Annotated in this window: 12 protein-coding genes; 4 read left to right on the forward strand and 8 right to left on the reverse strand. The window is 73.0% G+C overall.

The window, feature by feature from the left end; translation table 11 throughout:
- Positions 1-55: 55 nt before the first annotated feature.
- Positions 56-1216, forward strand: coding sequence for an NAD(P)/FAD-dependent oxidoreductase (locus AB0H75_RS06920; protein ID WP_367791613.1), 1161 nt, complete (start codon positions 56-58; stop codon positions 1214-1216).
- Here AB0H75_RS06920 and AB0H75_RS06925 read toward each other — a convergent pair.
- Positions 1191-2096: a M23 family metallopeptidase gene (locus tag AB0H75_RS06925; RefSeq protein WP_367792384.1), complete on the reverse strand. Its 906-nt coding sequence runs from the start codon at positions 2094-2096 to the stop codon at positions 1191-1193. The genes AB0H75_RS06920 and AB0H75_RS06925 overlap by 26 nt on opposite strands.
- A gap of 156 nt (positions 2097-2252) precedes the next feature.
- Between AB0H75_RS06925 and dnaG the strand changes: the two genes are divergently transcribed.
- Entirely contained in the window at positions 2253-4094 is a 1842-nt protein-coding gene (gene dnaG / locus AB0H75_RS06930) for a DNA primase (RefSeq protein WP_367791616.1), read from the forward strand.
- Between the two features lie 323 nt (positions 4095-4417).
- The gene (rpoD, locus tag AB0H75_RS06935; RefSeq protein WP_043627522.1) at positions 4418-5554 is read left to right on the forward strand and encodes an RNA polymerase sigma factor RpoD; all 1137 of its coding nucleotides are present in this window, start codon (positions 4418-4420) and stop codon (positions 5552-5554) included.
- Between the two features lie 117 nt (positions 5555-5671).
- Here rpoD and AB0H75_RS06940 read toward each other — a convergent pair whose 3' ends face one another.
- From AB0H75_RS06940 to AB0H75_RS06970, 7 genes are read right to left on the reverse strand one after another with little or no spacing between them, the layout of a single operon-like run.
- Positions 5672-6481 carry a transporter substrate-binding domain-containing protein gene (locus AB0H75_RS06940; protein WP_367791620.1) on the reverse strand — a complete coding sequence of 270 codons (810 nt, stop codon included), beginning with the start codon at positions 6479-6481 and terminating at the stop codon, positions 5672-5674.
- The gene (locus tag AB0H75_RS06945) at positions 6478-7839 is read right to left on the reverse strand and encodes a hypothetical protein (RefSeq protein ID WP_367791623.1); all 1362 of its coding nucleotides are present in this window, start codon (positions 7837-7839) and stop codon (positions 6478-6480) included. Before AB0H75_RS06945 ends, AB0H75_RS06940 begins: the two co-directional genes overlap by 4 nt.
- Positions 7836-8483 (reverse strand): FHA domain-containing protein, encoded by a 648-nt coding sequence (locus tag AB0H75_RS06950; RefSeq protein ID WP_367791626.1) that lies wholly within the window; start codon positions 8481-8483, stop codon positions 7836-7838. Before AB0H75_RS06950 ends, AB0H75_RS06945 begins: the two co-directional genes overlap by 4 nt.
- Positions 8483-9772, reverse strand: coding sequence for a VWA domain-containing protein (locus tag AB0H75_RS06955; protein WP_367791629.1), 1290 nt, complete (start codon positions 9770-9772; stop codon positions 8483-8485). The genes AB0H75_RS06950 and AB0H75_RS06955 overlap by 1 nt, the downstream gene beginning before the upstream one ends.
- Positions 9765-10709: a PP2C family serine/threonine-protein phosphatase gene (locus AB0H75_RS06960; RefSeq protein ID WP_367791632.1), complete on the reverse strand. Its 945-nt coding sequence runs from the start codon at positions 10707-10709 to the stop codon at positions 9765-9767. Before AB0H75_RS06960 ends, AB0H75_RS06955 begins: the two co-directional genes overlap by 8 nt.
- Entirely contained in the window at positions 10706-12844 is a 2139-nt protein-coding gene (locus tag AB0H75_RS06965) for a tetratricopeptide repeat protein (RefSeq protein ID WP_367791635.1), read from the reverse strand. Before AB0H75_RS06965 ends, AB0H75_RS06960 begins: the two co-directional genes overlap by 4 nt.
- Positions 12841-14013, reverse strand: coding sequence for a hypothetical protein (locus AB0H75_RS06970; protein ID WP_367791638.1), 1173 nt, complete (start codon positions 14011-14013; stop codon positions 12841-12843). The genes AB0H75_RS06965 and AB0H75_RS06970 overlap by 4 nt, the downstream gene beginning before the upstream one ends.
- A gap of 186 nt (positions 14014-14199) precedes the next feature.
- Between AB0H75_RS06970 and AB0H75_RS06975 the strand changes: the two genes are divergently transcribed.
- Positions 14200-14358, forward strand: coding sequence for a hypothetical protein (locus tag AB0H75_RS06975; protein ID WP_367791641.1), 159 nt, complete (start codon positions 14200-14202; stop codon positions 14356-14358).
- Position 14359: the final 1 nt, after the last annotated feature.

Below are 14359 nucleotides of genomic sequence, written 5' to 3' on the forward strand. Positions count from 1 at the left end.
CGCGAGCGGGCCCGATCCGCTTCCCCGCCGCGCGCCCGGGGCGGATACTGCGGCCATGGCCACATATGTGATCGTCGGCGGCGGGCTGGCCGGGGCCAAGGCCGCGCAGACGCTGCGCGAAGAGGGCTTCGACGGCGAGATCGTGCTGTTCGGGGCGGAGGACGAGCGGCCCTACGAGCGGCCGCCCCTGTCCAAGGACTACCTGAACGGCAGGAGCGAGCGCGACGCCATCTTCGTCCACGGCCCCGAGTGGTACGCGGACAACGCGGTGGACCTGCGCCTCGGCACGCGGGTCACCCGCGTCGAGCTGGAGCCCCACGTGGTCCGGCTCGCCAACGGCTCGCGCCAGCCGTTCGACAAGCTCCTCCTCGCCACCGGAGCCACCCCACGCCGCCTGCCGGGCCCCGCGGCCTACCTGCGCACCGTGGACGACTGCGAGGCCATCAGGGACCGTCTCGCGCGCGCGGAGAGCGTCCTGATCGTCGGTGCCTCGTGGATCGGCCTGGAGACCGCCGCCGCGGCCCGCGCGGCCGGCTGCGCGGTCACCGTCGTCGAGCCCGAGGCCACCGCGCTCAACCGGGTGCTCGGCCCCGAGGTGGGCGGCGTCTTCGCCCGCCTGCACGCCCACAACGGCGTGGACCTGCGCTTCGGCATCGCCGCGGCCGAGGTCACCGGGACCGGCGTGCGCCTCAGCTCGGGCGAGCGGCTGACCGCCGACCTCGTCGTGGCCGGCATCGGCGTCGTGCCGGAGGTCGAGCTGGCCCGCGAGGCCGGCCTGGAGGTCGGCCAGGGCGTGCGCACCGACGCCGCCCTGCGCACCTCGCACCCCGACGTGTACGCCGCCGGCGACGTGGCCGAGTCGTACCACCCCCTGTACGGCCGCCATCTGCGCGTCGAGCACTGGGCCAACGCCCTGCACGGCGGCCCCGCGGCCGCCCGCTCGATGCTCGGCCAGGAGGTCGTCCACGACCCGGTCCCGTACTTCTACACCGACCAGTACGACCTCGGCATGGAGTTCTCCGGCCACACCGAGGGCTACGACGAGGTCGTCTACCGCGGCGACGTGGACGCCCTGGAGTTCGTCGCCTACTGGCTGCGCGAGGGCCGGGTGGTGGCCGGCATGAACGTCAACGTGTGGGACGTCGTGGACGGCATCCAGGAGCTCATCCGCTCGGGCGCCGTCGTCGACCCTAAGGAATTGTCGTCGTCGGACTGAGCGTGACCACGTCGGGGATCTCCTCGCGCCTGGTCTTGCGGGGCGTGGGCCGCGGGCTCTTGCTGGGGGTGGAGGTCGTCGTCCTGTTGGCGGCGCACTGGACGGAGCAGGCCGGCGTCTCGCCGAGCTTGGCCCGCAGCTTCAGCGTCTCCTCGCGCGGCGACAGCGTGCGGTTGCCCTTCGCCCAGGCGTCGAGGTAGTCCCACGGCTCCACCATGCCGCGCCGGACCCACCAGTAGGCCGGGCCGGTCTTCCACGAGATCGCGAAGTACAGGTTGGGGCCGGTGTCGCGGGCGTTGCCGGTGCGGCCCACCCGTCCCAGCACGTGGCCGGCCTTCACCCGCAGGCCCGGCTTGATGTCGGCGGCCACCGAGTCCAGGTGGCCGCCGAGGTAGCGCACGCCGTCGTCGCCGACGATCGTGACGAACCTGCCCTCCCGCGTGGAGCCCTCGTCCGTGGACGACTTCCACCTGTTCTGGATGTTGACCTCGTCCACGACGCCGTCCACCGGCGCCACGAACGCGCAGCCCTGCCCGGCCCAGATCGTGGTCTTGGGCAGCACCAGCAGCCGCCGCTCGTAGGTCACCTCGCAGCCCTTGACCGGGAACGTGTAGGTGTACTTCGACAACTTCGGCGGCGGCACCCGCACCGGGTCCTCGCCGCGCGGCGGCTCCTCGGCGGCGGCCTGGTGCTCGGCCGACGGCGTGGGGTCGGGGATGGTCGCGGTGACCAGCGGCGTGCCCGACGGCGGGGCCGTGGCGGGCGACCTGGCGCTCACGCCGGCCAGCCCGGTGGCCTGCGAGCAGGCGCCGGTCAGCAGCCCGGTCAGCAGCACGGCGCCCGAGACGGCCGCCCATCGTCCGAGATGCCCCGCTCGCATGATCTCCACCCATGTCACCGTTTCCACGACCAACCTTTACCTTTGTAGCCGACCGGGGACCCCCGCCGAGCCGCTTTGCCACGATCGCCCCGGCGGGTGAGGCCATTCTGGCGCCGGGTGCGGGCAACTCCGGCAGGGCGGCATAGACTTCCCGGCGTGGCTGGCCGGATCCGTGATGTCGACATCGCTCTCGTACGCGAACGCTCTCCCATCGCCGACGTGATCGGCGAGCACATCCAGTTGCGCAACGCCGGTGGCGGCAACCTCAAGGGCCTGTGCCCCTTCCACGACGAGAAGACCCCGTCCTTCAACGTCACGCCCGAGCGCGGGATGTACTTCTGCTTCGGCTGCTCCGAGGGCGGCGACGTCATCACGTTCGTCGAGAAGATCGAGCACCTGTCGTTCGGCGAGGCGGTCGAGCGGCTGGCGCAGCGGGCCGGCATCCAGCTCCAGTACGAGCAGGGTGGTTACGTTCCCAGGCGCGACCACGGCGAGCGGGCCAGGCTCATCGAGGCCCACCGGGCGGCGGCCGAGTTCTACGCGGCCAAGCTGTTCGGGCCCGACGCGGCGGCCGGGCGGCGGTTCCTGTCCGAGCGCGGGTTCGAGCGGGCCGACGCCGAGACCTTCGGGGTGGGCTACGCGCCCAACGAGTGGGAGGCGCTCACCCGCCACCTGCTGGGCCGCGGGTTCACCGCCGAGGAACTGGTCAAGGGCGGGCTGGCCAAGGAGGGCCGGCGGGGGCCGATCGACCGGTTCCGCGGGCGGCTGATCTGGCCGATCAGGGACGCGACGGGCGATGTGATCGGTTTCGGCGCACGGAAGTTGCTTGATTCCGATGACGGGCCGAAATACCTCAATACGCCTGACACACCGCTTTACAAGAAGAGCCAGGTGCTTTATGGGATCGATCTCGCCAAACGGGAGATCTCCAAGCGCTCCCAGGCGGTGATCGTCGAGGGCTACACCGACGTGATGGCCTGCCACCTCGCGGGCGTGCCCACGGCCGTGGCCACCTGCGGCACCTCGTTCGGCGAGGAGCACATCAAGATCCTGCGCCGCTTCCTGCTCGACCAGGCCGAGTTCCGGGGCGAGGTGATCTTCACCTTCGACGGCGACGCGGCCGGGCAGAAGGCCGCGCTGCGGGCCTTCGCCGACGAGCAGAAGTTCGTGACGCAGACCTACGTCGCGGTGCAGCCCGACGGGCTCGACCCGTGCGACCTGCGGGTCAAGCAGGGCGACGCGGCCGTGCGCGACCTCGTGGCGAGCCGCGAGCCGCTGTTCCAGTTCGCGATCAGGAGCACGATCGCCCGCTACGACCTGCGCAGCAACGAGGGCAAGATCGCCGCCCTGGACGCCGCCGCGCCCATCGTGGCCGGCATCAAGGACGCCGGGCTGCGCAAGCGCTACGCCATCGACCTCGACCGGTGGCTCGGCTTCATGGACGAGCGCTTCGTCATGCAGCGCATCGCGACCGCCGCGGGGGCGCAGCAGGGCCGCCCGCAGCGCGTCCCCAGGGCCGCGCCCGTCGATCCCGGCGTGCGGGTGGAGGCCGAGCTGCTCAAGCTGGCCGTGCAGCGCCCGGCCCTGCTCGGGCCGCGCTTCGACGCCCTCGACCCGCAGGCGTTCACCGCGCCCGACCATGTGATGCTGCACGGCGTCGTCACGGCCGCGGGCGGCCTGGCGGCGGCCGGGCACGGCGGGCGGGAGTGGGTCGACCTCCTGCTGGAGCACGCCCACGAGGAGGGCGCGCGGGCGCTGGTCACCCGCTTCGCGGTGGAGCCGATCCAGGCCGACGCGCACGCCGAGGAGCGCTACGCCGGGGCGATGCTGGCCGCCATCGAGGCCATCGCGGTCGACCGCGCGATCGCCCAAGTGAAGTCGCGCATCCAGCGGCTCAACCCGGTGGAGGAGCAGCAGGAGTACAACCGGCTGTTCGGCGAGCTGGTGGCGCTGGAGCAGCAGCGCCGCGTGCTGCGCGAGCGCGCCGCCGGAAACTGATCCCGCGGGCCGGTCGATAACGGTTCGGTCGCGACTTCACCTGTCAAACCAGGGCGGTTGACCAGGGAATGTGGCACGGTCCATCGTGTGACAAAAGGGATGGGCGACGGGTTCGGGGCAGCGAAAGAGTTCCGCCCGGCCGGCCGGTCCCGCCGGGCGCGTGAATGGTGATCGCGTAATTGGCTTTACTTTCCTGATCAAACTCCGGCTAAACATTGTCCCGATCTCAATTCGGTAAGGACCAAGGTCTTACCTTCGGTGACAAAAATGGGTCTGCCATTTGATGGAACCAATACTGCAGACTGTGTCCCGTGGGTGCATCGGTGCTGCCAAGTGGACCGCCATCCGTTGATCAGGTGGCGGACCTCGTCGCGAAGGGAAGGGAGCGCGGGAGCGTAACCGTCGATGACGTCGCAGCCGCGCTTGACCGATCCGAGCTGCCGTCCGACGCGCTGGAGCGCGTCGTGCGGATGCTCGCCGAGAACGGCGTGGAGGTCCTCGAGCCCCAGGGCGACGAGGAATCCACCCGCGCCGATGAGGAAGACGTAGGCAAGCGGGCGCCGACCAGCGATCTGGTCCGTATCTACCTCAGGGAGATCGGCCGGGTGCCGCTGTTGACCGCCGAGGAGGAGGTGGAGCTCGCCAAGTCGATCGAAGCCGGCCTGTTCGCCGAGGACAAGCTGGCCAACGGGGTCTCGCGTCTGGCCTTCCCTGAGTTCAGGGAGCTCGTCTGGCAGGGGACGCGGGCCAAACAGCGGCTCATCGAAGCCAACCTCAGGCTCGTGGTGTCGATCGCCAAGAGGTACGTGGGCCGCGGCATGTTGTTCCTGGACCTGATCCAGGAGGGCAACCTCGGCCTCATCCGGGCCGTCGAGAAGTTCGACTACACGAAGGGTTACAAGTTCTCCACCTACGCGACCTGGTGGATCCGCCAGGCGATCACCCGGGCCATCGCCGACCAGGCGCGGACGATCCGCATCCCGGTCCACATGGTGGAGACCATCAACAAGCTCGTCAGGGTCCAGCGCCAGCTCCACCAGGACCTCGGGCGGGAGCCCATCCCCGAGGAGATCGCCAAGGAGATGGACCTCCCCGTCGACCGCGTCGTGGAGATCCAGCGCATCGCCCAGGAGCCCGTGTCGCTGCAGTCGCCCATCGGCGAGGAGGACTCCGACCTGGGGGACTTCATCGAGGACGCCGACGCCGTCGTGCCCATGGAGGCCGCGGCGTTCATCATGCTGCAGGACCAGCTCGACGACATCCTGGCGACCCTGTCGGACCGCGAGCAGCGCATCATCCAGCTCCGCTTCGGCCTGGCCGACGGGCACCCGCGCACGCTGGAGGAGGTGGGCAGGGAGTTCGGGGTCACGCGGGAGCGCATCCGCCAGATCGAGTCCAAGACCCTGGCCAAGCTCCGCCACCCGACGCGCGCGCAGATGTTGCGGGACTACCTGGACTGACGGGACGACTGTCTGAGCCGAGGAGAGACGGCAGTGGACGGGCCGGGGCCCACGCGCCCCGGCCCGCCGCCGTGCTCCCTGCCGCGTGCTCCCTGTCACGTGCTTCCTGTCGCCGGGCTAGGAGCAGCCCTCGAACTGCGGCACCGCGATCGTGGTCAGGTTCAGCCCCGACGAGCCGAACCACTTGTGCAGCAGCCTCGCCGCCGTCCCGTCCTGGTACATGTCGGTGATCGCCCGGTTGACCTCCTCGCAGCCGGGCACGTCGTCCTTGCGCAGCCCCACCCCGGTGCGCTGCTCGTTGAACTGGGCGTTGGCCAGCCGCAGCCCCGAGCCGTCCTGCTTGGCCAGGCCGGCCAGGATGACGTCGTTGGTGGTGACCGCGTCCACCTGCCGGCTCCTCAGCGCCGCCAGGCACGCCTTGTAGTCGGCGAACGGCGCCAGCCGCGCCGCCACCTTCCGCTCCTCGACCACCCGCTGGGCCGCGTTCGTCCCCTTCACCTGGCAGATCGTGTGCCCCTTGAGGTCGCGCACGTTCTTGAAGGTCTCGTCGGGCCGCATGAGGATGTCCTGGTAGGAGATGTGGTACGGCCCCGCGAACAACACCTTGGCCTTGCGGTCCTGGTCGATCGTGTACGTCGCCAGCACCAGGTCGGCCCGCCCGTCGAGCAGCACCTTCTCCCGGTCGGCCGCCAGCACCGGGATGAACGTGAACGGCTTGCCCAGCTTGCGGCCGACGTAGGAGGCCACGTCCACGTCGAAGCCCTCGAACGTCCCGTCGGGCCTGCGGAACCCGACCGAGGGCAGGTCCGGGCGCACCGCGATGACCAGCTTGTCCTTGTCGACGATGGACTCGTGCCCGTCGCCGCCGCAGCCACCCGCCGCCAGCACGGCCACCAGGGCCGCCACCACCGCCAGCACCCGCTTCACCGGTACTCCTTGAGTCGAGGCCACACCCCGGCGACCAGCAGCAGGCCGATCCCGCCGATCGCGAAGGGCAGCAGCCGCCACAGGTTGTCCAGGACGCCCTCGCCGTGGCCGATGGCCCGCTCGAAGGCGTTCTCGTGCTGGCCGGCCAGCGCCACCACGGCCCGGTCGTAGGCGTCGAACGCCCGCGTGGCCTGCCCGAGCCGCTGTGCCACCGCCTCGTTGGCCCGCCCGCTCAGCGCCAGCTCCCTGAAGCCGGCGTCGGCGGCCTGGAACCGCTCGTAGGCCGCCACGACGTCCTGGCCCCGCGGCCCGATCAGCTCCGGCCCGAGCAGCCCGAGGATGCGCTGGTCGCCTGCCGCCACCTTGGCCTGGTACGCCTCCAGGTTGCCGGCCGCCAGGTAGTAGACCGACTGCGACTTGTCCAGGAACGTGTGCTCGTAGGTGTCGGCGCGTTCCTTGTCCAGCAGGTAGCGGCTCTGGTCGCCCTGCATGCTGTTGCTGATCGCCCGCGTCCTGGCCAGCGTCAGCACCGAGTCGAAGCCGGACCTCTTGGCCTCCCGCAGCGCCTCCTGGTCCTGCCCCAGCACGCTCACCCCGGCCACCGTGGCGACCGCGGCCGCCACGGTCGCCACCAGCAGCGCCGGCCCGAACAGCCGGCGGAAGCGCCGGGCCAGGAAGACCTGCAGCCACAGCAGACAGCCCAGCGCCACCAGCCCGGCCACCGCCACCGCGGCCCGCAGCAGCGGGAGCACGAGCGCCTTGTCGTCGTAGGTGCGGCGCACGATGGTGCCGTTCTCCAGCGTCAGGTTGTACGCCTGCGGCAGCAGCACCATCCGCATGAGGTCGGTGGCCTGGCGGTAGGTCGCCACCACCTGCGCCGGAGGCGGCCCAGGCGCGTGCCCGGAGCGCTCGTCGAGCAGCAGGGCCTGCCCGGCCAGCCGCTCGTACCGGCCGAGCCCGTCCAGCACCGACTGCACGGTGCGCCGCTCGGCCGGGTCGTCGCCGGAGAGCTGGAACGCCTTCAGCAGCGCCTGGTTGGCCTCCGAGCGACGGCGCTCGTATTGGGCCAGGGCCTCGCGGCGCTGGGTGGCGTACCCGTCGCCCATCACCAGCGCGTTGGCGACCTGCGCGTCCATGTCGCTGAGCGCCAGGTAGAGGCCGGCGGTGGCGACGACCTGAGGCCCGGCGTCGCGGCCGATCACCCGCAGCCCGTCGCGGGCGCTGGAGCTGCCCACCGCCAGCGCGGTGAACAGCAGCGCCAGCGCGGCCGCGGTGACGCCGGTGATGACCCGGATCCGGCCGGGCACGCCGCGCCGGCGCGCCGGCGCGGGGGCGGGCGGGGCCTGGACCACGGTCACGGGGTGCCCTCCCTGATCGTGATGACGGTCCACGCGCCCAGGTGGATGCGGTCGCCGGGCCCGATCCTGACCGGCACGTTGACCTTGAGCGGCTTGCCGTTGACCTGGGTGCCGTTGGCGGAGCCGGGGTCCACGACCGTCCACGAGCCGTCCGGCTGGGCCAGCAGCACGGCGTGCAGGTGGGAGACGCCGGGGTCCTCCGGCGGGCCGGTCAGGTCGATCTCGGGGGCCAGGTTCCTGGCCCGGCTGCGGCGCCCGATGCGTACCTGCTCGCCGTGCAGGCCGAAGGAGCGCTCGGGACAGTACGGCGGGAAGGCCACGGCGTCGGCGTCCGGGCCGCCCTCGGCGATGACCTTCTCGTAGTAGGCGCGGTCGGCGGCGGTGACCGCCTCGTACCGCGCCCCGGTGACCGGCAGCGGCACGGCCGGGCCGGACCCGCTGTAGTCGTGGCCGCACACCTCGCAGAACTGGCCGGCGCGCGGCGTCCGGCAGATGGGGCAGCTCTCCTGCGCGGGCGCGCCCCCGGAGGCGTCTCCGGCGGGCTGTGCGGCGGGGGCGGCCGGGGGAGCGGCACCCATCTGGGAGCCGCACACGTCGCAGTAGTCGTCGGAGCCCGACGCGTGCCCCTGCGGGCAGGTCGCCATCAGTGTCCTTCCTTGCGCAGCCGGCTGGTGCGCACCGAGCCGGTGTCGAGCTCGATCTCGTCGGCCTTGTCCACGTTCCTGCGCAGGCGCGCGGTGCCGGTGGCCGGGTCCACCTCGACCACCCTCTCCAGCAGGCGGGCGGTGTCCTCGCGGCCCGACTCCACGGCGAGCTCGCGGGCCTTGGCCAGCCGGGCGGTCGCGGTGTCCACGTCGCCGGCGGCGCGGGCGCTGAGCCCGTCCTGGATGAGGTCGTGCAGCTCGGCCTGGCCGGTGTAGTGGGCGACCTTGCCGTTGATGCGGGTGGACTGCGCCAGGTCGTCGGTCCACTGCGCCAGTACGTTGCCGCTGGCCAGCACGTCGCCGGTGTCGGGCCGGACGAGCTTGACCCAGCCCGCCCTGATCTCCTGGCCGACCTGCCCCGGCGGCACCTCGACGCACACGTGGTACTCGCGCTCCTCCGCGCCCCACGACCCGGTCGGGTAGTCGCCGGTCAGCGGGTTGACGTCGGTGCGCTTGCCGGTCAGGTCCAGCAGCACGGGGGAGACCTGCTTGACGAACTTCAGCCGCGCCGTCTGCGGCACCCACACCCGCAGCGACAGCTCGGCGACGGTCTTGCTCATCGACTGCTGCGTGAGCCGCCGGAAGTACTCCGGCAGGTCGCCCTGGTCGCGGACGAAGTCGAACGTGCCCAGCATCGCCTCGGCCACCCTGCGCAGCTCGGCCGGCACCCAGTCGTCGCCGACGCCGAGGCAGTCCACCACGAACTTGCCGCTCCAGCCCGCCAGGACGGCGCCGAACACGTCGGCGCGCTCGTTGTTCTGGCCGTCGGTCATGAGCAGCGCGTGCCGGATCGCCGACGGGTGCGCGGTCAGCAGGTGGCCGGCCAGCTTCAGCCACTCGCCGATCGCGGTGCCGCCGTGGGCCAGCAGGCGCTCGACCGCCCGCGTCGCCTCGGCCCGCGTGGCCGGGGTGGCCTTCACCAGGTGCGGCTGGCCGCCCGGGTAGACCATCCTGGCGTGCTCCGTCCCGGCGATCACCGCGAAGTGCACGCCGTCGCGCAGCGTCCGCACGGCGGTCGCGGCGGCCTGCCGGGCCTCGCGGATCTTGCCGCCGCTCATCGACCCCGACGTGTCCACGATGATCACCTCGGCGGCCTCCGCCGGCCCGGACGCCTGCACGGCGACGCCGCCCGTGGCGCCGACGGTGAGGATGGCGTGCACCTCGCGGCCGTCGAGCGGGAGGTACTTGTTCTGGTCGATCGTCAACGTGAACGCGGGCTGGTCACTCACGGGCATCTCCTAGGGGGATCAAAGCGATCGTGATGTTGTCCTGGCCGCCGGAGTCCAGCGCGTGCCGCAGCAGCTCGCGGGCCAGCTCCAGCGGGTCGCCGGAGGCGGGGACGGCGTGGCCGTCCAGGTAGCGCCACAGGCCGTCGCTGCAGACCAGCAGCAGGCCGGGCGCGGGCGGCACGAAGTCGCGCACGTGCAGCCGCACGTCCTCGGCGTCGGCGCCGAGCCAGGCGGTGATCTCGCCGGTCTCCACCACGTCGTCGGTGGTCAGCAGGTCCGGCGTGCGCGGGGGCGCGGCCGGCAGCCAGTACGCCCGCGTGTCACCGGCCCAGGCCAGGCTCACCCGCCCGCCCCGGACGACGGCCGCCACGTAGGTGCAGGCGGGCGCGTCGTGCACCGAGGTCGCGAGCTTGGCCACCGCCCGGCCGGCCAGCTCGAACGCCTCCTCGTGCGACAGCCCCCTGATCAGCGCCGCGCTCGCCGCCTCGACGGCCACCGCCGACGCCTCGTCGGCCCGCGGGGAGCTGCCGACGCCGTCGCAGACCACGCTCACCACGGCCGGGCCCGCGCCCAGCAGCGCCACCGCGTCCTCGTTCCTGCTGCGCCGCAGGCCCTTGTCCGTGACCGCCGCCGCGCCGCCCTCCAGCACGATCTCGGCGTGGTCGCGGCCGGTCGGCTGGCGCAGCCCGCACCGCTCGCAGTAGCCCTCCGCGTCCACGGCGGCCGCCCCGCAGGAGGCGCACACCGGCGAGCCCAGCGTGTGGCCGCACCGCTCGCAGTAGAGGTCGCCCGCGAACACGGACGTCCCGCAGACCGGGCACGCCCCCGGCGCCGCGCCTGTCGCCGCGCCCGCCGCCGCGTCCACCGCCGGGTCCGGCGCCGCGTCCACCGCCGGGTCCGGCGCCGCGCCCGCCGCGGGGTCCGCCGCCGCGCTCACAGCCACGTCCTGGGACGCACGGCGTTGGCCCGGTCGATGAGGGCGTGGCGCTCCTGGCGGGTCGCGGCGGCCACGGCCAGCCGCCGGTAGATCGACTCCAGCCGCCTGCGCAGCCCGGGCTCGGTGAACGCCGCCTCCGCCAGGCGCAGGCCCGGGGGCGGCGCGTTGGACTCCAGCCAGGCCAGGCCGCCGTGCAGCAGCTCGGCGGTGAGCAGGTCGCGGCGGCGCGAGTCCAGGTCGGACAGCCGGGCCAGCCGGTCGGCGGCGGTCACCAGGTCGGCGGGGACGATCGCGGCCGGGTCCGGGCGGCGCGCCGCCGAGATGGCCAGCGCCACCTGCGCCGCCACCCGGTAGCTCGACGTGGCCGGCACCTCGTCCAGCACGCCCATCCGGCCCGTCCTGGCCAGGCCGAACGCCGCGCTCACGTACCCGTGGTCGGTGCGCCAGACGGTGTCGTACCAGGGGGCGGCGTGCTGGCCCGCGCACTCCAGCGCGAACGCCAGCGCCAGCTTGGGCGCCGGCTCGCCGGGCAGCAGCGACAGGCACGCGTCGAACAGCGGCACGGCCACGCCGGGCTGCCGGGTGGCCATCGCCAGCACGCCCCGGTACCAGGTGACCCGCCAGTCGCCGGGCAGCTCGGCCGCGAGCTGGTCGAGCACCATCGAGGTCCCGGCCGCGCCCTCCTCGGCCAGCAGCCTGGCCCGCATCAGCTTGGTCTCGGGCGTCTGCGGCATCGCGGCGAGCTGCTCGACCAGCTCCCTGCCGTCGCGGCCGAGCAGCCCGGCCAGCGCGCCGGCCGCCGGGTCGGCCGGGTCCACCAGCGGCACCGGCAGCTCGGCGGCGGCCGCCACCGGGTCGAGCGGCGCGAGCACCGCCTGGCCGTCCTCGGCCAGCGCCGTGCCCACCGCCCCCCGCTCCGGCCCGAACAACGTCGAGGGATGCGGGTACGGCACCCCGTCCTCCTGCGCGCAGACCTCGCGCAGCACCCCGACGAGCTGCTCCTCCATCTCCCAGGCGCTCTGGAAACGCTCGGCCGGGTCGGCGGCGGTGGCCCGGCGCAGCAGCCGGGTGAACGACGGGTGCCCGCAGTCCTGCGGCAGCGGCGCGGCCTTGCCGTTCTGCACCGGGCTGAACCCGGGGATCGCCAGCACGGCGAGGGTCCTGGCCACCGTGTAGAGGTCGGAGGCCACCGACGCCGGGTGGGTCTCCAGCTCGGGGGCGTGGTAGCCGACCGTGGCCCACGAGGTGCCCGGCGGCGAGCCGATGGGCTGGACCGCGCCCAGGTCGATGAGCTTGAGCTGCCGGCCCACCCGGATCACGTTGGCCGGCTTGAGGTCGCAGTAGACCATGCCGTTCTCGTGCAGGTAGCCGAAGGCGTGCAGGATCTCGCGGCCGTACATGAGGGCCTCGCGCAGCGGCAGCGGGCCCTGGCGGCGCAGCTCGTGCAGCGACTGGCCGCCGACGTACTCCATGACGATGTAGCCGAGCCCGGCCGAGCGCTGGAAGTTGAAGATCTTGACGATGTTGGGGTGGTCGACCGTGGTCAGGAAGCGCCGCTCGGCCTCGGCCGCGGCCAGCGCCTCGGCGTCGTTGGTGTTGAGCAGGCCCTTGAGCACCACCCAGCGGCCGTCCAGGTTCTCGTCGGAGGCCAGGTAGATCCAGCCGAGGCCGCCGTGCGCCAGGCAGCCCAGCACCCGGTACTGGCCCGCCACCAGGTCGTCCTTGTCCAGCTTCGGGGCGAAGGAGTACGGCGTGCGGCAGTGCGGGCAGAACCCGTCGGTCAGCCCAGGCCGCCCGTCGCGGGAGCGGCCGACGGGCCGGCCGCAGTCGGGGTTGGCGCAGAAGCGCTTCTCCTCCGGCACCTGCGGATCGGCCATGACGGCGTTCGCCGGATCGCGGTAGGGCACCGACGGCAGGTCGGCGAGCGTGGCCAGCACCCCCGCCCGCGACCGGCCGCTGCTGCCGGGACCCGACGTGGGGCGGCTCACCGGGTTGGTGGCGAAGGAGGAGGACGGCTGGGTGGCCAGCGGGAGCGAGGGCGGCGGGGCCGGCGCGGCGGTCGCGGCGTTGCCGCACAGGTCGCAGTAGCCCTCCTCGATCGTCCCGGTGCAGCCGGGTTGCGCGCAGCGGGTCATGCCTTACCTCCGTGGATGGCGCGCTGGTAGTTCTCGACGGCGGCCGCCGCCTTGGTCAGGTCGCAGGGGGCGCTCCACAGCAGGGCGCGGGCGCGTCCGAACAGCTCGGCGGCGTGCGGGTCCTCCGCCATGCCCTTGCGTACCGCCATCACCTGGCAGGCGTCGAGCCGGCCGCGCAGCTCGTCGCGCCGGCTCACCAGGCCGTACAGCGCCCTGGCGGTGACCTGGGCCTGCTCGGCGGCGGCGCGGGCCTCGTCCTCCAGCCCGGCCAGCCGCTTGGCGCGCAGCACCCACGGGTCGGCCGAGACGTCGAGCGCGTCCAGCGCGGCGGCCAGGGCGTCCACCCGGCTGCGCGGCCGCGCCTGGGGCGGTAACGCGATCTTGACGACGACCGCGCCGTGGGCCAGTCGGGCCTCGCTCTCGGCGGCCCGCACCCGGTCGAGGGCGGCGACCAGGTTCTCGCGGCGGCGGGCGTACTCCTGCTTGACCGTGACGGCCAGTTCCAGCTCGGTGACGGCGGCGGCCAGCAGCCGGGTCACGCGGTCGAGGTCCCGCTCGACGGCCGCCGCGCCGAGCGGGTCCTGGACCACGCCGGCGCGCAGCCGCTTCAGCTCGTCCTCCGGCGTGCCCAGCCCTGGCGCGGCCTCGCCCAGCCCGGTCTCCAGCTCGCGGACGCGGCGCAGCGCGGCGTCGGCGGCGTCCAGGCGGGGCAGCAGCTCGTTCCACCGCTCGTCGATGTCGGTGAGGGCGGAGGTGACCTCGCGGAAGGCGGCGTCCATCCTGGACACGGTCTGGTCGAGGGTCAGCCGCTCGTCGGCCTGCGGCAGCAGCGAGCGCTGCTCGACCGGCTTGGCCGCGGCCCGCAGCACGACGGACGGGCCGGCCAGCAGCTCGGTGAGCCGTTCGAGCTGCTCGCCGCTCAGCCGGGGGCGGGCGTCCCTGATCCGCTCCGCCTCGCGCAGCACCGCGCGGTAGGCGTCGTTCAGGCTCCAGAGCCTGGCCAGCGCCTCCTGCGCCGCCGCCCACCGGTGCCCGGTCGCCCCCCGTAAGCCGGCGCCCCTGAGCAGTTGGTAGGTCGTATGTGATTCGAGATCGAGCAGGTCGCCCGAGATGCGGTCGCGTTCGTCGGCGCGGGCGCGCAGCGCGTGCTCGACGCCTTCCCTGCTCATGGGTGGTCCCAGGCTCATCACGCTCCCCGCGAAGAGACCCCCTCTTGCCCCGTTTATACCGGCTCAACGGAGGGTCCGACCGCTTTAGTTCCTTTTGCTGTGAGAGGTCGGGGGGACCCCTGACTTGTCCCTGATTCAACCCTGTGTCGCCTGCAAACGGCTTAACGATCTCTTAGCGTTTCGGGCATGGGACGCATACTTCTCATCATCGCAGCCGTCGTCGCCGCCCTCGTACTGCTCGGCCCCCTGGTGGGGCTCGCGCTCACGCTCCTGAAGTGGGGCCTCATCATCGGCGCCGTCGCCTTCGGCGTCCTGCTCCTGTCGAAGTGGGCCAAGAGGACATAGC

The sequence above is a fragment of the Nonomuraea sp. NPDC050783 genome (assembly GCF_040802095.1).
In the GTDB taxonomy this organism is placed as follows: Bacteria; Actinomycetota; Actinomycetes; order Streptosporangiales; family Streptosporangiaceae; genus Nonomuraea.